This window comes from Streptococcus suis, assembly GCF_002960625.1.
Taxonomy (GTDB): Bacteria; Bacillota; Bacilli; order Lactobacillales; family Streptococcaceae; genus Streptococcus; species Streptococcus suis_T.
Window position 1 is genome coordinate 1 of record NZ_POJH01000048.1, and the last position, 21,612, is coordinate 21,612.

The following is a 21,612-nucleotide window of genomic DNA, read 5'->3' on the forward strand; positions in this document are numbered from 1 at the left end:
TTCCCTTGGCAATGAGGACAGCTAGGGCTGTCATAATCCAGCCTTGCCCGAATTTCCAGATGGGTCTGATGTTTTAAAACGAAGAGAATTTTGATGTTTTTGTCTTTGATTCCAATTAGTTCTGTGGTATGATAAAGTTGTTCCATATGAGTCTTTCTAATGTGAGTGTGGTTGCTTTTCATTATAGGTCATATGGGACTTTTTGTATATACTCAAAAAGGCTCCATAATCTCTATAGTGGATTTACCCACTACAGAAATTATAGAGCCTATATTTCTCTGCATCAAGTCCATGCCTCTTGGCTGTTTCTAAAAGACTCAGAATGATAGCTGTCGACTTGGCGCCCTCAAAACTCTGAGAAAAAAGCCAATTTTTTCGGCCAATTACTAGTGTTTTTATCGATCTCTCAGCCATATTGTTGGACAAGACTAAGTCACCGTTCAAGAGAACAGTTCGAAAGGTTTCTTCGTATTTGAGGCTATGCTCCAAAGCAATCCCCAATTTGGAACCTGGCAAGACGGCCTGATTGCGACACCAGTCAAAGAACTCGTCCATCAAGGGTGCCAACTCTGTCTGGCGTTTATGTAGACGTTCCTCAGTAGATAAGTCAGCCCAGTCACTCTCCAAGGCAAACAGGCGGTCGCAATAAGCTCCCCCCCTAGCTCCTAAGGAAGTCTTGTCTGTCTTCTTAGGAGTCGCCTCAAAAAACTTTCGTCTGACGTGAGCCCAACAACCAACCAGCTGAGCCTTATCTAATTGGCGAAAAGCACTTAAGCGGTTCGCAGTTCACCAAGTTTAGCGTCGCTTGGCTCCTAAACCTTGGACTGCTATCGCATAGGCAGAACTAGAGGACTGAAGTCCTAAGTTACTGCCGTAACATGTCACAATGTACGTAGCCCGCATAGTCCCCAAGAAATTCCTCCACAACCAATCCACTCCGTCGTTTGTCATGATGATAGAGGGTGATGCCCTTTTTCTCATGCTTCCCAGATAAGAAGGTCCAGTAGAAGGTCATCTGGCTATCATTTTCTAAGACCTTATAGGAGGTTTCATCCGCATGGAGAATAGGTTGCTCCAACAATTTCTCGTGCAACAGGTTATAAATCGGCTCGAAATAATACTGACTAGACTTGATATGCCAGTTGGCTATTTCCTTCCGACTGATGGGCAGACCAAGCTTGTTCCAGTCCTCTTCCTGACGATAATTGGGTACCTTCAGATTGAATTTCTGATGAATAGTGTGGGCAATGATGGAAGCTGAACCCAAGCTGTGTGCCAAAGGTGCCTTAGGAACGGGAGCCTTGATAATCTTATCGCTCAGTTTCTTCTGACTACATGCCTGACACTTGTATGCGTGTTGGACATGGTCAATCCGCTTTAATTGTGCGGGAATGAAGACCAACTCTTGTCGTTGAACAGCTGAGCCGATCTCTTTCAACTGACCATGACAGTCTGGACAGGTGCAGTCTTCGCCCTGTAATTCGTGATGAACAATCTCTGGAGTGAACTGGCTAAAAATAGCCTGACGAACTCCCTTAGCTTTCTTGCGTTTATAAGTAATCGTTTCTGTTTCAACTGGGTAAGTCAGCTTCTTCTTCAGGGAGGCTTTCCTCCCCAAACAAGCTCAGCTGACCGAGTTGATATACAACCTTCTCTGATGATTTTCCGTAGAGTTTCTGCCTCAGATACTCAACCTGTTCACGAAGGAGGGTCAACTCGTTGGTCATGATTTCAATCGTTTTTGTTAGACTTTCAATCACTTTATCTTGTGACTCCATGGACTTACCTCCTTCTTTTTATCTCATTATACACAAAGAAAAGCCATGATTTCTATTGGGGTACCTATAAAAACTCCCTAAATTTCCCAAAAATGAGTTAATAGAATAAAAAGCAATGAGGAGAGCTGTCATGCATTTATTCACAGACGATGAAAAAATCTTGTCCAAACTATCAGAGAAAGGCAATCCCTTAGAACGTTTGGATGCAGTTATGGATTGGAATATCTTTCTTCCATTGTTGTCAGAGTTATTCAGTCGTAAAGATAAAGTCATCAGTCGTGGCGGTCGTCCTCACCTAGATTATCTCACGATGTTCAAAGTGCTCTTGCTTCAACGTCTTCATAACCTATCTGACGATGCCATGGAATATCAACTGCTGGATCGTCTATCTTTTCGTCGTTTTGTTGGTTGTCATGAAGACACTGTTCCAGATGCGAAAACTATCTGGCTCTATCGTGAGAAATTAACCAAGTCAGGTCGTGAAAAGGAGTTGTTCGATTTGTTCTATGCTCATCTCACAGATGAAGGGGTGATTGCCCATTCAAGTCAGATTGTGGATGCTACCTTTGTCAAATGCCCTAAACAACGCAATTCACGTGAGGACAATCAGAAAATCAAGAAAGGCGAAAAGATAGAAGGTTGGAATAAGACTAAACGGAGCCAAAAAGACGTAGATGCGACTTGAACACGCAAAGGTGGTGTTCGCTATTTCGGCTATAAAAAACATATTTGTGTCGATAGAAAATCAAAACTTATCAAAAATTATGAGGTCACAACAGCTAGTGTACACGACTCCAATGTCTTAGCTCCTCTTTGTGATGCCAATGAAGCGGTTTTTGATGACAGTGCTTATGTTGGAAAATCAGTACCAGAAGGTTGTCGCCACCAAACGGTTCGTCGTGCTTTTAGAAATAAACCGTTGACTGAGATTGATAAGGTCATTAATCGACATATTGCCCAAGTCCGTTGTCGCGTTGAGCATGTTTTTGGCTTCATTGAAACGAGCATGAAAGGTAGCATCTGTCGAGCAATTGGGAAGGCACGAGCTAAAACCAATGTGACCTTAACCAACCTGCTCTACAATATCTGTCGTTTTGAGCAAATCAAACGACTGGGATTGCTATCATGGGCTTAGTGCGCCCAAAAATAGTAAGATAAGCAAAAAGTCAGCTTCGAAAGCGAAGCTGACTGGAAATAATGCTTACAAATAGGGCTTACTTAACAACTACTTGGAGTTTTTAGAGGTAACCGTAAATATTTATTGTGCTATATAATAGGCAACTCAAATGTTATTTGTACTAGCCTTTTATTTAAGTGTTTTCGCAAGAATCTTTTTAAGGAGTTTGATATGAATCTCAAAAAGCTAACTAAACTGACCATTTTTTTCTTGATGCTTGTCTTGGCATCGCTGCTAATAATATTTTCAATGATGTATCCTGGTTCAATAAGAGTTAATCAAGATGTTTTATTCGGAGCAATCATTCTTCCGGCGTTATGGCTTTTGATGACGACTACTTTGAAAATGGTAAAACATTTTCATACGAATCGTATGATCGGAGTCTTTTTAACATTTTTTGCACTGTTAATTATTATTCTTTACCAAATTGCAAGTTTATGGACTTGGTATGATATTGTGTTCTATCATTTTTTGTCTGCTATTTTTTATTATGTTTCTTTGAGTTTTGACACTATTCTAGATTAAATTCTATTTTTCCTGAATAATTTTAATGCTTTAATGTATTCAATAGGGTCTTTGTTCCATATACACCAGTTACTTTTGCACTATAAAAATGGAAAAGTTTTGGCTATCATGCTATAATAAAACTAGAAACTTTTCCGAATAAATAGATAGGGAGTATTTCTCGATTACTTTATTCGGAGGATGGTAGATGACAAAAACGCCGTCAGGCAGTCAGTCCAATGGCTGACATTATTGCAAAAAAGATTTTCAATGACCATGAAATCACTATTGATTTCATCAATACTTTTCTAGGTTTTCGCCCCAAGTCTGTTCAGATTTTGAATGGGACTATTGCGGATGTGAAAAAGGAAAGGACTAGCCACTTTAGTACTACGGTGGATATTTTGGCTCGTATGGATGATGGAACACAGGTCATCATTGAGATACAGGTTGCCTATCAAAATAGTTTTATCAAGCGCTTATGGACCTATTCCTGTCAACATTTGGTCAAGGACTTGCCCAATGTTCGTGACAAGGTCACACAGACACACGATATGTATGATAAAATCTTACCGATTTATTCGATTGCCTTAGTTGCTAGTAAGTATTTTGATGATGACCAGCCGATTCACAGTTTTGTATTAACTGAAAAAGATAGGGGTCAAGTCTTGGAATTGCCATTTGGCGAACATGAAGAATTAAGAAAACCATTTGAAATGGTCATTATTGAACTGAAAAAATTCCGCAAGGGTCAGCTAGAGAAAAATCAACGCCAATGGATAGAATTTTTCGCTAACCGAGCATTTAGTCAATCTACATCAGATGTTATTGAAAAAGCAGAACACCTGCTGGATAGAAACACATGGACAGAGGAGGAAATCGAAATGGTAGATCAATGGTTACGTAATGCTTCCAACCACTTTGGAGAATTGGAAAGCTCCTACATACGTGGCAGACGGCGAGGTAAGGAAGAAGGTCGGCTTGATGTCGCTTATCAAATGTTAGGTGAAGGTTTTTCGAATGAAATGATTGAAAAATTAACCGGTCTATCTTCTGCACAAATTGATCAACTTTCAAAACATCACCAGGTTTAGGAGAAAAATACAAAATATATGAAACATTATGATTATCTAATAGTAGGTGCGGGCTTGTTCGGTGCAGTTTTTGCCCATGAAGCAGCAAAAAAAGGGAAAAAAGTTAATGTTATCGAGAAGCGTGATCATATCGCTGGAAATATCTACACCAAAGAAGTAGAAGGTATCCAGGTTCATGAGTACGGCGCGCACATCTTCCATACTTCTGAAAAGGAAATCTGGGATTATGTTAACCAATTTGCGGAGTTCAACCGCTATACTAACACGCCAGTTGCTAACTACAAGGGTGAGATTTACAACCTTCCATTTAACATGAATACCTTTAACAAACTTTGGGGGGTAGTCACTCCTGCTGAAGCTGAGGCAAAAATTGCTGAGCAACGTGCTGTTTTGGGGGGAAAAACGCCTGAGAACTTGGAAGAGCAAGCGATCTCCCTTGTTGGTACAGACATCTATGAAAAATTGATCAAGTCTTACACAGAAAAGCAATGGGAAAAACCTTGTACAGAATTGCCAGCCTTTATCATCCGTCGCTTGCCAGTGCGTTTGACCTATGACAACAACTATTTCAACGATACTTACCAAGGTATTCCAATCGGTGGTTACACGCAGATTGTTGAAAAAATGTTGGCACATGAAAATATAGATGTGGAGATGAAGGTTGATTTCTTTGCTAATAAGGAAGAATACTTGGCAAACTATCCAAAAGTTGTCTTTACGGGTATGATTGATGAGTTCTTTGATTATGAGCTTGGTGAATTAGAATACCGTAGCCTTCGTTTTGAAACAGAGGTCTTGGATATGGAAAACTACCAAGGAAATGCGGTTGTCAACTACACAGATAGTGAAACACCCTTTACTCGTATCATCGAACACAAGCATTTCGAATTTGGTACACAAGAAAAAACCATTATTACACGCGAGTATTCGAAGACTTGGAAACGTGGCGATGAACCTTACTATCCAGTCAACAATGACCGCAACAATAAACTCTATACTGCCTATAAGCGCCTTGCCGAGCAACAAGAGAATGTCATTTTCGGTGGTCGTCTAGGTCACTATCGCTATTACGATATGCACCAGGTAATTGGAGCAGCCTTGCAGTGTGTCAGAAAAGAAGTAGGACCTTTGGGATAGTTAGAATGGTGTCATAGGTAGGTCAAATTTCTTGTATGGCAAAGTTTATGACCATATATTGTCTATTTTCAAGTTCTAATCAGGTTTTGTATCAAGCAAAATATATCAAAATCCCAAAGTTGTTTAGGCTTTGGGATTTGTCATTCTTTCTTAAATTTTTTCAAAATGTTTGCCAGCTGTTCTTGTTCTTCTGGGCTTAATACAGAGAAAATGTGTCCGACATGATCGTAGTGTTCTGGCAGGATAGCTTCGATGGTTTGTCGTCCTTTGTCTGTCAAGGCAATCAGGGAGGCGCGACGGTCGCTTATGTCACTGGTTTTATAGACATAGCCATCTCGTATCATATTTTTGATGACGACGGTCATATTTCCAGATGTGCTGAGTAGCTTATCAATCAAATCTTGAATACGGAGGTTGCCCTTGTTGTAAAGTGCTTCCATCACGCCAAACTGACAGACGGTCAGTCCGTATTTTTTGATGGTTTCTAATTCGGATTTTGTGATGGTATTGGCAGCTCTGCGAAAGACGACAAGGCTATGGAGTGCATACTTGTTTTCATTTAAAGATTGTTCAACAGTTTTCATGAGAATATTTTAGCAATAATTAGTCCTATATGCAAGTCAAATGGCAAATTATGTCTGTAAAATTCTTATTCACTTGCTGAAAGAATGGAAATCTCTTGTGACTTGTAGTATAATAGGACTACTATGGAAAAAAAGATATTTCAACTTTTGGAGTGGATTGCTTCTAAGACTGGGCAGTTGGTGTTGGGCTTTTTTATCCTCCTCAGTGTTGTAACTTTTTCAATTTTTACTATTTGGGATATGGCTGCAGCACCCTTCAACAAGGCGCGTAGTCACGCAGTTGCAGTAGCTACAGAATATGCAGACTTGCAAACTGTCAAGGATTTTTCTATCTACAATGGTACGGAAACCTATTTTAGTGTATTTGGTACTACTAGTCAGGGAGAAGACGTTGCAGTTTTGATTCCAGAGGCTTCTAGCACTGTGTATGTCTATCCTTTAGCGCAGGGAATTTCGCAAGAAGAAGCGCAAGCTATTGCCAAGGAAAATGGTGCAGGTCAGGTAGAGCGTGTTCTTCTTGGTATCCGAGATGATAAACCAATTTGGGAAGTCAAATCAGGAACAGCCTATTATTTAGTAGAGTTTGAAACAGGAAGTTTTGTCAAGAAGGAGGGCTTATGAGTAAGCTATCAAAACGTGTCTTAGAGATGGAAGAAAGTGTCACGCTGGCAGCAGGAGCGCGTGCAAAAGCCTTGAAGGCGGAAGGGCGTGATATTTTGGAATTAACCTTGGGTGAGCCAGACTTTGTCACACCGAAAAATATCCAAGAAGCTGCTATTCAGTCTATCGAAAATGGTAAGGCGAGTTTTTATACGGTAGCTTCAGGACTTCCAGAATTGAAGGATGCGGTCAATACTTACTTTGAGAACTTCTACGGCTACTCCATTGAACGCAATCAAGTCGTTCTTGCGACAGGTGCCAAGTTTGTTCTTTATGCCTTCTTTGCGGCGGTCATCAATCCTGGTGATGAGGTGATTATTCCGACACCTTATTGGGTATCTTATGCCGATCAGATTAAGATGAACGAAGGAGTGCCTGTATTTGTCACAGCGGCAGAAGAACACAATTTCAAGGTGACAGTTGACCAGCTGGAAGCGGCTCGGACAGATAAGACCAAGGTTCTCTTGCTCAATAGTCCGTCCAATCCGACAGGTATGATTTACAGTCGTGAGGAATTGGAAGCTATTGGCAACTGGGCTGTAGAGCACGATATTCTCATCTTGGCAGACGATATTTACGGTCGTTTGGTTTACAATGGGAACAGCTTCACGCCGATTTCAAGTATTTCAGAAAGCATTCGCCAGCAGACTATTGTGGTCAATGGTGTGGCAAAAGCTTATGCCATGACAGGTTGGCGGGTTGGATTTGCGGTTGGTAATCCTGAAATCATTGCGGCCATGAGTAAGATTGTCGGTCAAACGACTTCGAATTTAACGACTGCTGCTCAGTATGCGGCCATTGAAGCCTTTACAGGTCCGCAAGATACGGTAGAAACCATGCGTCAGGCCTTTGAAGAACGACTTAACACTATCTATCCATTACTAGCAGAAGTGCCAGGTTTTGAAGTCATCAAACCGGAAGGAGCCTTCTATCTCTTCCCAAATGTCAAAAAAGCAATGGAAATGAAGGGTTACACAGATGTGACCGAATTTACCACTGCTATCTTGGAAGAGGTTGGTGTCGCCTTGGTGACAGGTGCAGGTTTTGGTGCTCCTGAAAATCTCCGCCTCAGCTATGCGACTGATATGGCTACACTAAAAGAAGCGGTGGCTCGACTACACACATTTATGAAAAAGTAAAAGAGGAAAAACAATGTCTAGAAAATTGATTACCATTAACCAAGTAAAAGATTATGTTGGTCAAGAAGTGACCATTGGTGCCTGGGTTGCCAACAAGTCAGGTAAGGGCAAGTTGGCTTTCTTGCAGTTGCGTGACGGAACAGCCTTCTTCCAAGCAGTTGCTTTCAAACCAAACTTCATTGAAAAATTCGGTGAGGAAGCTGGTACAGAAAAGTTTGATGTGGCAAAACGCCTCAGCCAAGAAACTTCAGTCTATGTGACAGGGATTGTCAAGGAAGATGAGCGTTCTAAGTTTGGCTACGAGTTGGATGTGACAGACCTCGAAGTCATCGGTGAGTCACAAGACTACCCAATTACGCCAAAAGAACACGGGACGGACTTCCTCATGGACAACCGTCACCTATGGTTGCGTTCGCGTAAACAGGTCGCTATCCAACAAATCCGTAACGCGATTATCTATGCGACTTATGAATTCTTTGAAAAGAATGGTTTTATCAAGTTTGATAGCCCAATCTTGTCTGGAAATGCGGCAGAAGATTCGACAGAATTGTTCGAAACAGACTACTTTGGTCAACCTGCCTACCTCAGTCAATCTGGTCAGCTTTACCTGGAAGCTGGTGCTATGGCCCTTGGTCGTGTTTTCGACTTCGGTCCTGTTTTCCGTGCGGAAAAATCAAAAACTCGCCGTCACTTGACTGAGTTCTGGATGATGGATGCCGAGTATTCATTCCTCAGCCATGAAGAGTCACTTGACTTGCAAGAAGCTTATGTCAAAGCCTTGATTCAAGGTGTTATCGACCGTGCTCCACAAGCCTTGGAAACTCTTGAGCGTGATGTGGATGCTCTCAAACGCTACATTGCAGAACCATTCAAACGTGTGGCTTATGATGATGCCATTACCCTTCTGCAAGAACATGAAGCTGATGAAGATACGGACTACGAACACATCGAGCATGGAGATGACTTTGGCTCACCTCATGAAACCTGGATTTCAAACTACTTTGGTGTACCGACTTTCGTTGTTAACTATCCAGCAAGCTTCAAGGCCTTCTACATGAAACCAGTTCCTGGTAATCCAGAGCGCGTGCTCTGTGCGGACCTTTTGGCGCCAGAAGGCTACGGTGAAATCATCGGTGGTTCTATGCGTGAGGACAATTACGATGCCTTGGTAGCCAAGATGGACGAGCTTGGCATGGACAAGTCAGAATACGAATTCTACCTTGACCTTCGTAAATACGGCTCTGTGCCACACGGCGGTTTTGGTATCGGTATTGAGCGTATGGTAACCTTCGTCGCTGGTACAAAACACATCCGTGAAGCCATTCCGTTCCCACGTATGTTGCACCGCTTGCATCCGTAATACAGTCGTTTGACTGAACAAGCAGTCTGCAGTTTTGGGTACGAACTTCGTTCGCTCTATTTCCGACCTCTGGGAGTGGGAAAGAACTCGACTAAGTTAAAAAGAGTTCGTATTCCCACCCCCCGCACAGTTGATTAGGTCAGATTTGGAGTGTAAAACACGAACAAATCTGCCAATCAACCACTGCGCTGAGATGTTGACACGAACACTGAGAAGTGGGTCAGGGCTTTTTGCCCAGCCTCAGAGCTAGTACTAAAAGTAAACTGAAAGACTGCGAAATAAATATTTACTGACAGACTACAAATGTGGTCTGTTTTCTTTTAGTTGACATTTTTGAATAATTGTTTTACAATGTATTACAATAAGAAAGTAGGTGGAATAATGGGGATTGTATCCTTGCGATTAAATGAAGCAGAAGAGGAACTTTTTAGAAGCTATGCTATTCATACGGGAAAAAGTTTGTCTGAGTTATTCAAATCTGCACTGGCGGAACAGATTGAAGACCAGCTGGATTATGAGATTGGCATCAAGGCTTTGAAGAAATTTCAAGAAAATTCAGTAACTCATTCGATAGATGATGTGCTTGCGGAGTTAGAAGATGGCCTATAAACTTGTGCTCAGCGATGATGCCTTGAAGCAGTTGAAAAAAATGGACAGGCATGTGGGACTGATGCTTGCTAAGGATTTGAAAAAACGTTTGGATGGTTTGGAAAATCCTAGACAGTTTGGAAAAGCCTTGGTCGGAGAGTACAAGGGTCTGTGGCGGTATCGAGTAGGAAATTACCGTGTGATTTGTGATATCATTGACAATAAAATGGTCATTTTAGCTCTTGAAGTTGGGCATCGTAAAGAAATTTATAAAAAGTAAGGTCCTAGGAAACTAGGATAGAGATACATAAGCAGACTACACATGTGGTCTGTTTTCTTATGAAAGGTGCTTGTCGGAACAATCGGGTAGATTTTGCTTTACAAGAGAGCTATGGTAGGCTCCTTTTCACCCTCTAGTATGCTATAATAGACTTAGAAAGTATAAAGGAGATTGACAGATGAAAACTATTCACACAGATAAGGCACCGGCAGCTATCGGACCATACGTACAAGGTAAGGTTGTAGGAAATTTCCTCTTTGCTTCTGGTCAGGTTCCCTTGTCACCAGAAACGGGTGAAGTTGTGGGAGAAACCATTCAAGAACAGACAGAGCAGGTCTTGAAAAATATTGCTGCCATTTTGGAAGCGGCTGGTACAGATTTTGACCATGTGGTGAAAACAACTTGTTTCCTCAAGGATATGAATGACTTTGTGGCTTTTAACGAAGTTTATAAAACAGCCTTTTCATCAGATTTCCCAGCTCGCTCAGCGGTAGAAGTGGCGCGCTTGCCACGAGATGTTAAGGTTGAAATTGAAGTCATTGCGGTAATTGATTAAGAAAGAAAAGGAGGGAATGTCATGGCAGACAAACTCCACTTAGTTATTGTGACAGGGATGTCGGGAGCTGGTAAGACAGTAGCCATTCAGTCTTTTGAGGACTTGGGCTATTTTACCATTGACAATATGCCACCGACCCTCTTGCCAAAATTTTTAGAATTGATTCGCCACAGCCAAGACAATAATAAGATTGCCTTGGTGGTAGATATGCGGAGCCGGTCTTTCTTTTCAGAAATTCGAGAAGTCTTAGATGAGATTGAGGCGGCAGAAGATTTGGATTTCAAGGTCTTGTTTTTAGATGCGACGGACAATGAACTGGTAGCACGCTATAAGGAAACTCGTCGGTCTCATCCTCTTGCAGCAGATGGTCGGGTTTTGGACGGCATTCAGCTGGAGCGTGAACTCTTGGCGCCCTTGAAAAATATGAGCCAGAATGTCATCGATACGACAGAATTGACACCCCGTAATCTACGGATGGCCATTTCTGAGCAATTTGCTAGTCAGGACAACCAACCATCCTTCCGTGTGGAAGTCATGTCCTTTGGTTTCAAATATGGTCTGCCTCTGGATGCGGACTTGGTTTTTGATGTGCGTTTCTTGCCAAATCCTTATTATCAGAAAGAATTACGCAATCTGACTGGTCTGGATGCTCCTGTCTTTGATTATGTCATGGACCACCAGGAATCTGAAGAATTTTACAGCCACCTTATCGGCTTGATTGAGCCAATTCTGCCAGGTTATCAGAAGGAAGGAAAGTCTGTTCTGACCATTGCTGTTGGTTGCACGGGCGGTCAACACAGAAGCGTTGCTTTTGCCAAACGCTTGGCAGATGATTTGGAGAAAAACTGGATTGTCAACCGTAGCCATCGCGACAAGGACAGAAGGAAGGAAACGGTCAACCGCTCATGAGAAAACCAAAGATTACAGTGATTGGGGGCGGAACGGGAATTCCAGTCATTTTGAAGAGTTTGCGGGACAAGGATGTTGATATTACGGCGATTGTGACGGTAGCAGATGATGGGGGTTCCTCAGGTGAAATTCGTCAAGCTCTGCAGGTGACGCCCCCAGGAGATTTGCGTAATGTCCTCTTAGCCATGTCGGATATGCCCAAATTGTATGAGCAGATTTTCCAGTATCGCTTTGCGGATTCGGACGGTCCTTTGGCTGGACACCCCCTAGGTAATCTGATTATCGCTGGAATTTCGGAGATGCAGGGCTCGACCTATAATGCTATGCGGCTGCTAACTCGATTTTTCCATACGACTGGTCGGATTTACCCTTCTAGTGAACAAGCCTTGACCCTCCATGCTGTATTTACAGATGGTACTGAGGTGTCGGGTGAGAGCAAGATTGCCAAACATAAGGGCATGATTGGCCATGTCTATGTGACCAATTCCTACAATGATGATGAGCCTAAGGCCAGTCGTCAGGTGGTCGAGGCCATTATGGAGAGTGACATGGTGGTCTTGGGACCTGGTTCGCTCTTTACTTCCATTCTGCCCAATCTCATGATTTCAGATCTTGGGAAAGCTCTGAAGGAAACCAAGGCTGAAGTGACCTATGTCTGCAATATTATGACCCAGCGTGGTGAAACTGAGTTTTTCTCAGATGCTGACCATGTGACCGTCTTGAATGGTCATTTGGGAGAGAAGTTTATCGACACGGTTTTGGTTAACAGCGAACCCGTTCCGCAAGACTACATGAACACCCACCAGTTTGACGAATACTTGGTGCAGGTCAAGCATGATTTTGCTGGTTTGCAAGAGCAAGCTCGCCGTGTGATTTCATCTAATTTCTTACGTTTGGAAAATGGCGGAGCTTTCCACGATGGTGATTTGGTGGTAGAAGAGTTGCTCAAGATTTTGCAGGTGCGGTCATGAGTTTTACCATAAAAGTCAAAGAAGAACTCTTGATCCAGTCCAGTCAAAATAAGAGTGAACTGTCAGCCATTATCAAATTATCAGGAAGTCTGGGGCTGGCTTCAACAGGTTTGACCTTATCCATCTCGACGGAAAATGCCAAAATTGCCAGACATATTTACGAATTATTCCTGCATTTTTATCAGGTAAAAGCAGAAATCCGTCACCATCAAAAACCTAATCTCAAAAAGAACCGTGTTTATGCAGTAGTCATTGAGGAGGGGGTCAATGACATCTTAAATGATTTGCATCTGGCGGATAGTTTTTTTGGATTGGAAACAGGGATTTCGCCTCTTGTTCTTGAAAATGATAGCTGGTGCCAAGCCTATTTGCGTGGGGCTTTCTTGGCAGCAGGTTCCGTCAAGGACCCTGAAAAGGGACGGTATCAGTTAGAAATTGCCTCTGTTTACAGTGACCATGCCCATGACTTAGCTAATCTGTTACAGAAATTTCTCTTGGATGCCAAGGTTATTGAGCGAAGCAAGGGAACCATTACCTATCTGCAACGGGCTGAAGATATTATGGACTTTCTGCTGGTCATCGGGGCAGAGGAAGCAAAGACAGCCTTTGAAGATATTAAGCTCTTGCGTGAGGCTAGAAACGACCTCAACCGAGCTAACAATGCAGAAACGGCTAATATTGCTAAAACTGTAAATGCCAGCATGAAGACCATCAACAATATCATCAAAATTATGGATAGCATTGGTTTGGATCAGCTAACTGGTGACCTGCAAGAGATTGCCCAACTCCGTATCCAACATCCTGATTATTCGATTCAGCAGTTAGCAGATAGTTTGACGGTTCCCATTACCAAGAGTGGAGTTAATCATCGACTGCGGAAAATCAATAAGATTGCGGATGATTTATAAAGTTTAGATAAACCAGTTCTTTTGATACTCTTCGAAAATCAAAAGCAGACGGTGTTGACTTGATTTGATGAGTGAAAGGCTCCAGTGGAGCCTTTCAGCCTGTTACCTTGAAATAAAATAGTAACAGGGTTCTATCTGTATAATAGGTAGAAACGAACTACGTTCGCCTATCTCCAACCTCCAAAGGTTCCCCAAACCTTTGGAGCTAGTCTGATTTTGATTTTCATTGAGTATGAGCTGGTTTTTCTGTTGTAGATTTGCTTATAATCATTCGTCTTATAAGTTAATATATGTTATAATCGTAGGAGAATGATTGATAAAGGAGCTTGAAAATGATCAGCCGTGAGCAGTATAGCTATCTTAGGAAACATCCAACCTTTGAGAACCTTACCCGAGATAGCTTTGACCAGCTGGCCAAGCATATCCGCTTTCGAAAGGTTCCCAAAGGGCAGATATTTTTCTATGCCCAAGATCCCAGGGATTATTTATTTGTCTTGCAGAAGGGCTATGCCAGAATTGAGCAGTATGATGAAACAGATAGTTTTACCTATCTGGACTATATCCGACAGGGTGGAGCCTTTCCTTTTGGGGATATGTTTCAAGATAAGCCCTATCACTATACGGCTATTGCCATGACAGACTTGGAGTGTTTGATCATCCCTATGGCTTTATTTGAGAGTATGTCCAAGACAAATCCTTGTCAGCTGGTCTATATTTGTCAAAAATTATCGAAAATTCTAGCCTTTCAGGAACTGCGCCTGCGTAATAGTATGCGGTCCAAGGCTTCGGAGCGAGTTGTGCAGGCTCTGGCCCTTCTTTATTGGGATATGTGTCAACGGGAACAGTTGGTAAGTCTGCCCTTTGATATACATATCCAAGAAATTGCTCGCCTGGCCGCAACGACAAGAGAAACAGTTAGCCATGTTCTCAAGCAATTAAAGCAGGATAAAAAGATTATCTATAGGCGAAAAATTCTGACCTATCTAGACATTGAATATTTTTTAGCCAATTTAACGGAAACTTATTAAAGTTTTCGTTCTTTTTTTACAAAAAATAAAAATTCACATAATGATATGTAGAGGGATAATATGCATAAGATAGGCAATATTATAAATATTTATCTAAAAATCCTTTAAAAAATGTGAAGAATTTCTCAAAAAGATGTGAGCGTTTTCAAGTTTTTCTTTCTGATATTTGATAGACTGTGGGTGTCAAGGAAAGGGTGGAAAGCGTACGGTCCACTAACCTTTCCAATCAAAGAAAAAAATATTAGGAGGACAGATCATGTCACATCATCCAATCCATGTGTTTTCAGAAATTGGTAAACTGAAAAAAGTTATGCTACATAGGCCGGGTAAAGAAATTGAAAACTTGATGCCTGACCACTTGGAGCGTTTATTATTTGATGATATTCCCTTCCTAGAGGATGCTCAGAGGGAACACGATGCCTTTGCTCAAGCCCTTCGTGACGAAGGAGTTGAGGTGCTCTATCTGGAGCAATTGGTCGCTGAATCACTGGTAACACCTGAAATTCGTGAGCAATTTATCGATGAGTATCTTGATGAAGCAAATATTCGTGGTCGTGCTACTAAGAAAGCCATTCGCAAACTCTTGTTGGCTATTGAGGATAACAAGGAGTTAGTAGAAAAAACCATGGCTGGTGTTCAAAAGGCAGAACTGCCACCGGTTCCAGCTGATGAAAAAGGTTTGACAGACTTAGTCGAATCATCCTACCCATTTGCCATTGATCCAATGCCGAACCTTTACTTCACACGGGATCCATTTGCGACCATTGGTAATGCGGTATCACTCAACCATATGTATGCTGAAACCCGTAACCGTGAAACCCTCTACGGTAAGTATATCTTCACCTATCACCCAGACTATGCTGGAAAGGTTCCACTGGTCTATAACCGTGATGAAACGACTCGTATCGAAGGTGGAGATGAGTTAATTCTTTCCAAAGATTTGTTGGCAGTGGGTATTTCCCAACGGACAGATGCTGCTTCTATTGAAAAACTCTTAGTTAATATCTTTGAACGGGGCGTTGGCTTCAAGAAAGTCTTGGCTTTTGAGTTTGCGAATAGTCGGAAGTTTATGCATTTGGACACTGTCTTTACCATGGTGGATTATGACAAGTTTACCATTCACCCTGAAATCGAAGGAACCCTCCGTGTCTTCTCTGTGACCTATGAAAATGAAACCCTCCATATCGAAGAAGAACATGGTGATCTGGCAGAGGTTTTGGCAAGTAATTTGGGTCTTGAAAAAGTAGAACTCATTCGTTGTGGTGGTGATAATATCGTTGCAGCAGGTCGTGAGCAGTGGAATGACGGTTCCAATACCTTGACTATTGCACCAGGTGTGGTTGTTGTTTACAAACGCAATACCATTACAAATGCAATTCTTGAATCCAAGGGGCTTCGTTTAATCAAGGTTAGCGGAAGTGAGTTGGTTCGCGGTCGTGGTGGACCACGTTGTATGTCCATGCCATTTGAACGGGAAGACCTATAAAACTGTATGAAATAGAATAAACTGATAGGAGAAGAAACAATGACAAACATTTTTAAAGGCAGACACTTCCTTGCAGAGAAAGATTTCACACGCGCAGAATTGGAATGGTTGATTGATTTCTCAGCTCATTTGAAAGATTTGAAAAAACGCAATATTCCACACCGTTATTTAGAAGGTAAAAATATTGCCCTCTTGTTTGAAAAAACATCAACACGCACTCGTGCTGCCTTCACAGTAGCCTCCATTGACCTTGGAGCGCATCCAGAATACCTCGGTGCAAATGACATCCAACTTGGCAAGAAGGAATCGACAGAAGATACTGCTAAGGTTTTGGGACGTATGTTCGACGGTATTGAATTCCGTGGTTTCAGCCAAAAGATGGTGGAAGAATTGGCAGAATTCTCAGGTGTGCCAGTATGGAATGGTTTGACAGATGCATGGCACCCAACTCAAATGTTGGCTGACTACTTGACTGTCAAAGAAAACTTTGGCAAGTTGGAAGGATTGACTTTGGTTTACTGTGGTGATGGTCGTAACAACGTTGCCAACTCTCTCTTGGTGACAGGTGCCATCCTTGGTGTCAATGTCCATATCTTCTCACCAAAAGAACTCTTCCCTGATGAAACTGTTGTGGCATTGGCAGAAGGCTTTGCCAAAGAAAGTGGAGCGCGTGTTCTGATCACTGACAATGCTGACGAGGCAGTTAAAGGCGCAGATGTTCTTTATACAGACGTTTGGGTATCCATGGGTGAAGAAGCTAAATTTGCAGAACGCGTCGCCCTTTTGAAACCTTATCAAGTGAATATGGAATTGGTGAAAAAAGCAGAAAACGACAATCTTATCTTCCTACACTGCTTACCTGCCTTCCATGATACAAATACTGTTTATGGTAAAGATGTTGCTGAAAAATTCGGCGTAGAGGAAATGGAAGTAACTGATGAAGTCTTCCGTAGTAAGTATGCTCGTCACTTCGACCAGGCTGAAAACCGTATGCATACTATTAAGGCAGTGATGGCAGCTACCTTGGGGGATCCATTTGTTCCACGTGTGTAATACTCTTCGAAAATCAAACTCATACGTTGTTGCCTCGATTTGATGAACTTCAGTTCTATCTTCATCTTCGTCGCCTAGTCTGATTTTGATTTTCATTGAGTATATTCTCTAGTCATCGCACCTCCTGGGGGCTGAACCCAGCCCCCTTTTCTTCGATAAAAAATGAAAGCGATTTCTAGAATATGAAAGAGAGGCGAAAACACAAGATATGGTAAATCGTAAAATTGTAGTAGCCTTGGGTGGCAATGCTATTTTATCCTCCGACCCATCGGCTAAAGCACAAAAAGAGGCCTTGGTACAAACAGCCAAGCACCTTGTTAAACTAATCAAAAATGGCGACGACTTGATTATTACCCATGGTAATGGTCCTCAAGTCGGAAACCTGTTACTCCAAAATCTGGCAGCTGACTCAGAAAAGAACCCAGCCTTTCCATTGGACAGCTTGGTAGCCATGACAGAGGGTTCAATCGGTTTTTGGTTGCAAAATGCCTTGGAAAATGAATTGACTAAGGAAGGTATTGAAAAGGATGTAGCTTCCGTCGTTACCCAGGTTATTGTTGATAAAAATGACCCAGCCTTTGAGAATTTGACCAAGCCAATTGGACCATTCTACACAGAGGAAGAAGCGAAAGCAGAAGCAGAAAAGACTGGTGCGACCTTCAAAGAAGATGCCGGTCGTGGCTGGCGTAAAGTCGTGGCTTCACCAAAACCAGTAGGCATTAAGGAAATCGGCACCATTCGTACCCTTCTCAATGCTGGTGAGGTAGTCGTAGCTGCTGGTGGCGGTGGTATTCCAGTTGTCCAAGAAGCAGATGGTACCCTGACCGGTGTGGAAGCGGTTATCGATAAGGACTTTGCTTCGCAATGCCTGGCAGAGTTGGTTGATGCAGACCTCTTCATCGTATTGACAGGTGTGGACTATGTCTTTGTCAACTACAACAAACCAGACCAAGAAAAATTAGAAACAGTGACCGTAGCGGAATTGGAAGAATATATCAAGCAAAACCAATTCGCACCTGGTTCCATGCTACCGAAAGTAGAAGCTGCTATTGCCTTTGTCAACCACAAACCGCAATCAAAAGCAGTCATTACATCGCTCGAAAACTTGGGAGCCTTGATTGAATCAGACAGCGGTACGATTATTGTGAAAGAGTAACGAGTTCTTTTGAGATGGACTGGGGAGTAGGGAAGAAATGGATGGTTAGAGAAAATGGCTGACCAATAAGTGTTTTCCTTCAGATTTTCAAGGTCCTCCCCCTTCCATTCATTCTATCAAGTATCTATCTATAAGCAATGTTTTCAGACGATACTCTGAAAGAGATGGCAATCTCTTGAAGATAGGTGGATATTTGATAAGGTCATTATGGAAATAATTTCACTTAAAAAATATTATAGGAGGTTTTTGCGATGAGCGAAAAAGTGAAAAAAGGCTTTAAGTTGCCTTCATCGTATTCTATTTTGATGCTCATTATTGCCTTTATGGCAGTTATGACATGGGTTATTCCAGCTGGTCAATATGAAAAAGACGAAGCTGGAAAATATATTACAGGCACTTACCAAGCAGTGGCTCAAAATCCGCAGGGAATTTGGGATATTGTGATGGCGCCAGTTCGGGCTATGTTGGGGCATGGTGATACTAGCAAGGCTATCGACGTTGCCTTCTTCATCCTGATGGTTGGTTCCTTCTTGGGCGTGGTCAATGAAACGGGTGCTCTTGATGTGGGGATTGCTTCCATTGTGAAACGCTTCAAGGGCCGCGAGAAAATGTTGATTTACATCCTCATGCCTTTGTTTGCCTTGGGTGGTTCTACCTACGGTATGGGTGAGGAAACCATGGCCTTCTTCCCACTCTTAGTTCCTGTTATGATGGCAGTTGGTTTTGATAGTATTACAGGTGTTGCCATTATCTTACTGGGTTCTCAAATCGGCTGTTTGGCTTCGACTGTAAACCCATTTGCGACAGGTGTGGCTTCGGATGCAGCAGGGGTTTCCTTGGCAGATGGTATGATATGGCGGATTATCTTCTTTATCGTTATTTTGGGCCTGGGTGTGTGGTTTGTTGCTAACTATGCTGAAAAAGTGAAAAACGACCCAACTAAATCCTTGGTTTACAAACAACGTGAAGCAGATATGGCTCATTTCAATGTCAACACATCTGAAGAAGTCAATGCTGTCTTAACACCAGCTCAAAAACGTGTTCTTTGGGTCTTCGTCTTGACTTTTGTTGTCATGATTTGTAGCTTTATTCCTTGGGAAGACTTGGGTGTTTCTGTCTTTGCAGATTTCAATACCTGGTTGCTTGGCTTGCCAGGTATCGGTCAGGTGATTGGTAGTTCGGCTTATCCATTTGGCTGGTGGTATTTCCCTGAAGGAGCTATGCTCTTTGCAGTAGCAGGTGTCTTGGTCGGTATTGTCTATGGCATGGACGAAGCGCGTCTGGTGAAGGCCTTTATGAATGGTGCGGCTGACTTGCTCAGTGTTGCCCTTATCTGTGCGGTGGCGCGTGGTATTCAAGTCATCATGAATGACGGTATGATTACGGCGACTATTCTACACTGGGGTGAAGTTGGCTTGCAAGGTCTGTCTTCACAAGTCTTCATCATCTTGACCTATCTCTTCTACCTGCCAATGTCCTTCTTGATTCCATCCACATCTGGTCTTGCAGGGGCATCCATGGGTATCATGGCACCTCTTGGAGAATTTGTAAATGTGCCAGCTCACTTGATTATCACAGCCTTCCAAGCTGCTTCAGGTGTACTAAACTTGGTGGCTCCAACTTCAGGTATTGTAATGGGAGCCTTGGCTTTAGGCCGTGTTGAGATCGGAACTTGGTATAAATTTGTAGGTAAATTGATTGCAGCTATTGTACTTGCATCAATTGCTATACTTGTCATTGCGACATTCTTCTAATTGAAATTCTGGGTCGGATTTTGTCCAAATGCAGATGAAGTCTGGCTCAGTTTTTCCATTTGTGATAGAATGAAAACAGAAAGAACTATATTTTAATCTGTTGAAAGGAGAAACAATGGAAACAAGTTTTATTCAAGCACAGCATCAAGAGGCTTGTGTCGAGGCGATTAAGGAACTGGTAGCTTTTCCGTCTGTCCTACATGAAGGTCAAAACCAAACACCATTTGGTCAGGCTATTCAGGATGTCTTGGAACACACCCTAGCCATGACTGAGAAGATGGGCTTTACTACCTATCTGGATCCAGAAGGCTATTATGGCTATGCAGAAATTGGTCAGGGGAAAGACTTGCTGGCTGTTCTCTGTCATTTGGATGTCGTACCAGCTGGTGATCTCAAGCAATGGAACACACCGCCTTTTGAAGCAGTCGTAAAAGATAGCTTCCTGATTGGTCGCGGTGTTCAAGATGATAAGGGACCTTCTATAGCGGCTCTCTTTGCTGTCAAGGCTTTGATGGATGCAGGTGTCACTTTTACCAAACGTATTCGCTTTATTTTTGGTACCGATGAAGAAACACTCTGGCGCTGTATGAATCGCTACAATCAACTAGAAGAAGTAGCGACCATGGGCTTTGCACCAGATTCCTCCTTCCCTTTAACCTATGCGGAAAAAGGCTTGTTACAAGCCAAATTGCATGGACCAGGCCACCCTTGTCTGAGTATCGAGGCTGGTACCGCTTATAATGTAGTACCTGCTAAGGCTAGCTATTCAGGCCACTTATTAGCTGGGGTCATGGCAGAGTTGGACCAGCTGGGTTTTGATTATGAAAGCAATGATGACCAGGTGACCGTTCTGGGTATTTCTCGTCATGCTAAGGATGCGGCAGAGGGTGTCAATGCCATCGTACGTTTGGCCAAGGCCTTGGACAAATTTGAAGACCATCCGACTTTAAACTTTATTGTCAATGCTATTGGAGAAGATGCCACAGGCTTCAAGCTGTTTGGCGATGTAACCGACGAGCCGTCAGGTACCTTGAGTTTCAATATTGCGGGTCTGACCATCAATGCCAAGAAATCAGAAATTCGATTGGATATTCGCATACCAGTCACAGCGGACAAGGAAAAATTGGTGGCGACCCTGCAAGCCAAGGCTCAGGAATGTGGTCTGACCTATGAGGAGTACGACTACCTTGCTTCCTTGTATGTACCCCTAGATAGCCAGTTGGTATCAACGCTTATGTCCGTCTATCAGGATAAGACAGGAGATATGGACAGCCAGCCTATCTCATCTGGGGGAGCGACCTTCGCCCGAACCATGCCAAACTGCGTGGCCTTTGGTGCTTGTTTCCCTGACACAGAACAGACGGAACACCAAGAAAATGAACGCATGCCATTGGAAGATTTGTACAAAACAATGGACATCTATGCTGAAGCTATTTATCGTTTGGCTGCTGAATAAAAGAAATGTTCTCAGATTGTTTGGTCTGAGAACA

At 42.6% G+C, this 21,612-nt stretch carries 20 protein-coding genes and 4 pseudogenes; 19 read left to right on the forward strand and 5 right to left on the reverse strand.

Going from position 1 to position 21,612, the window contains the following annotated elements; all coding sequences use genetic code 11:
- The 4 genes and pseudogenes from C1G49_RS11205 to C1G49_RS09985 form a co-directional block, all read right to left on the reverse strand.
- Positions 1 to 146, reverse strand: a pseudogene (locus C1G49_RS11205) (ISL3 family transposase); the annotation flags it as partial.
- A gap of 115 nt (positions 147 to 261) precedes the next feature.
- A pseudogene (locus C1G49_RS11410) lies at positions 262 to 771 on the reverse strand (IS66 family transposase); the annotation flags it as partial.
- 102 nt (positions 772 to 873) lie between these two features.
- Positions 874 to 1,618: pseudogene (locus C1G49_RS11415) on the reverse strand (IS66-like element short variant transposase); the annotation flags it as partial.
- The gene (locus C1G49_RS09985; protein WP_105125547.1) at positions 1,572 to 1,778 is read right to left on the reverse strand and encodes a transposase; all 207 of its coding nucleotides are present in this window, start codon (positions 1,776 to 1,778) and stop codon (positions 1,572 to 1,574) included. The pseudogene C1G49_RS11415 and the gene C1G49_RS09985, both read right to left, overlap by 47 nt.
- Before the next feature lie 130 nt (positions 1,779 to 1,908).
- On the opposite strand from C1G49_RS09985, the pseudogene C1G49_RS09990 reads away from it, so the two are divergent.
- The 4 genes and pseudogenes from C1G49_RS09990 to glf all read left to right on the forward strand — a co-directional run bounded on the left by C1G49_RS09990 (position 1,909) and on the right by glf (position 5,690).
- Positions 1,909 to 2,913 (forward strand): annotated as a pseudogene (locus tag C1G49_RS09990) (IS5 family transposase).
- Between the two features lie 213 nt (positions 2,914 to 3,126).
- Positions 3,127 to 3,480 (forward strand): hypothetical protein, encoded by a 354-nt coding sequence (locus C1G49_RS09995; protein WP_105125548.1) that lies wholly within the window; start codon positions 3,127 to 3,129, stop codon positions 3,478 to 3,480.
- A 218-nt stretch (positions 3,481 to 3,698) separates the two neighbouring features.
- The gene (locus C1G49_RS10000) at positions 3,699 to 4,553 is read left to right on the forward strand and encodes an Rpn family recombination-promoting nuclease/putative transposase (RefSeq protein ID WP_105125549.1); all 855 of its coding nucleotides are present in this window, start codon (positions 3,699 to 3,701) and stop codon (positions 4,551 to 4,553) included.
- 18 nt (positions 4,554 to 4,571) lie between these two features.
- Entirely contained in the window at positions 4,572 to 5,690 is a 1,119-nt protein-coding gene (glf, locus tag C1G49_RS10005) for a UDP-galactopyranose mutase (RefSeq protein WP_105125550.1), read from the forward strand.
- 140 nt (positions 5,691 to 5,830) lie between these two features.
- Here glf and C1G49_RS10010 read toward each other — a convergent pair whose 3' ends face one another.
- A complete protein-coding gene (locus C1G49_RS10010) occupies positions 5,831 to 6,274 on the reverse strand; it encodes a MarR family winged helix-turn-helix transcriptional regulator (protein ID WP_105125551.1) in 444 nt (147 codons plus the stop codon).
- 123 nt (positions 6,275 to 6,397) lie between these two features.
- Between C1G49_RS10010 and C1G49_RS10015 the strand changes: the two genes are divergently transcribed.
- The 15 genes from C1G49_RS10015 to C1G49_RS10090 all read left to right on the forward strand — a co-directional run bounded on the left by C1G49_RS10015 (position 6,398) and on the right by C1G49_RS10090 (position 21,578).
- Complete coding sequence (locus C1G49_RS10015) at positions 6,398 to 6,895, forward strand: DUF5590 domain-containing protein (RefSeq protein ID WP_105125552.1); 498 nt, start codon at positions 6,398 to 6,400, stop codon at positions 6,893 to 6,895.
- Entirely contained in the window at positions 6,892 to 8,073 is a 1,182-nt protein-coding gene (locus C1G49_RS10020; RefSeq protein WP_105125553.1) for a pyridoxal phosphate-dependent aminotransferase, read from the forward strand. Before C1G49_RS10015 ends, C1G49_RS10020 begins: the two co-directional genes overlap by 4 nt.
- Positions 8,074 to 8,086: 13 nt before the next feature.
- Positions 8,087 to 9,433: an asparagine--tRNA ligase gene (asnS, locus tag C1G49_RS10025; protein ID WP_002941729.1), complete on the forward strand. Its 1,347-nt coding sequence runs from the start codon at positions 8,087 to 8,089 to the stop codon at positions 9,431 to 9,433.
- 381 nt (positions 9,434 to 9,814) lie between these two features.
- Positions 9,815 to 10,042 carry a type II toxin-antitoxin system RelB family antitoxin gene (gene relB, locus C1G49_RS10030; RefSeq protein ID WP_105125554.1) on the forward strand — a complete coding sequence of 76 codons (228 nt, stop codon included), beginning with the start codon at positions 9,815 to 9,817 and terminating at the stop codon, positions 10,040 to 10,042.
- Positions 10,032 to 10,301, forward strand: coding sequence for a type II toxin-antitoxin system RelE family toxin (locus C1G49_RS10035; protein ID WP_105118355.1), 270 nt, complete (start codon positions 10,032 to 10,034; stop codon positions 10,299 to 10,301). Before relB ends, C1G49_RS10035 begins: the two co-directional genes overlap by 11 nt.
- 178 nt (positions 10,302 to 10,479) lie before the next feature.
- Positions 10,480 to 10,857 (forward strand): RidA family protein, encoded by a 378-nt coding sequence (locus C1G49_RS10040; protein WP_105118356.1) that lies wholly within the window; start codon positions 10,480 to 10,482, stop codon positions 10,855 to 10,857.
- A 21-nt stretch (positions 10,858 to 10,878) separates the two neighbouring features.
- A complete protein-coding gene (rapZ, locus tag C1G49_RS10045) occupies positions 10,879 to 11,766 on the forward strand; it encodes an RNase adapter RapZ (protein ID WP_105125555.1) in 888 nt (295 codons plus the stop codon).
- Positions 11,763 to 12,737, forward strand: a complete 975-nt coding sequence (locus C1G49_RS10050) for a YvcK family protein (RefSeq protein ID WP_105125556.1) — start codon at positions 11,763 to 11,765, stop codon at positions 12,735 to 12,737. Before rapZ ends, C1G49_RS10050 begins: the two co-directional genes overlap by 4 nt.
- On the forward strand, positions 12,734 to 13,645 hold the full coding sequence (gene whiA, locus C1G49_RS10055; RefSeq protein ID WP_105125557.1) for a DNA-binding protein WhiA: 912 nt from the start codon (positions 12,734 to 12,736) through the stop codon (positions 13,643 to 13,645). The genes C1G49_RS10050 and whiA overlap by 4 nt, the downstream gene beginning before the upstream one ends.
- Positions 13,646 to 13,977: 332 nt before the next feature.
- Positions 13,978 to 14,673, forward strand: a complete 696-nt coding sequence (locus C1G49_RS10060) for a Crp/Fnr family transcriptional regulator (protein WP_105118360.1) — start codon at positions 13,978 to 13,980, stop codon at positions 14,671 to 14,673.
- A gap of 253 nt (positions 14,674 to 14,926) precedes the next feature.
- Positions 14,927 to 16,159 (forward strand): arginine deiminase, encoded by a 1,233-nt coding sequence (arcA, locus tag C1G49_RS10065; protein ID WP_172091668.1) that lies wholly within the window; start codon positions 14,927 to 14,929, stop codon positions 16,157 to 16,159.
- 39 nt (positions 16,160 to 16,198) lie between these two features.
- On the forward strand, positions 16,199 to 17,212 hold the full coding sequence (argF, locus tag C1G49_RS10070; RefSeq protein ID WP_105125559.1) for an ornithine carbamoyltransferase: 1,014 nt from the start codon (positions 16,199 to 16,201) through the stop codon (positions 17,210 to 17,212).
- A 208-nt stretch (positions 17,213 to 17,420) separates the two neighbouring features.
- Positions 17,421 to 18,368: a carbamate kinase gene (arcC, locus tag C1G49_RS10080; protein WP_105125560.1), complete on the forward strand. Its 948-nt coding sequence runs from the start codon at positions 17,421 to 17,423 to the stop codon at positions 18,366 to 18,368.
- A 251-nt stretch (positions 18,369 to 18,619) separates the two neighbouring features.
- Complete coding sequence (locus tag C1G49_RS10085) at positions 18,620 to 20,122, forward strand: YfcC family protein (RefSeq protein ID WP_105125561.1); 1,503 nt, start codon at positions 18,620 to 18,622, stop codon at positions 20,120 to 20,122.
- A 115-nt stretch (positions 20,123 to 20,237) separates the two neighbouring features.
- Positions 20,238 to 21,578, forward strand: a complete 1,341-nt coding sequence (locus C1G49_RS10090) for a dipeptidase (RefSeq protein ID WP_105125562.1) — start codon at positions 20,238 to 20,240, stop codon at positions 21,576 to 21,578.
- Positions 21,579 to 21,612: the final 34 nt, after the last annotated feature.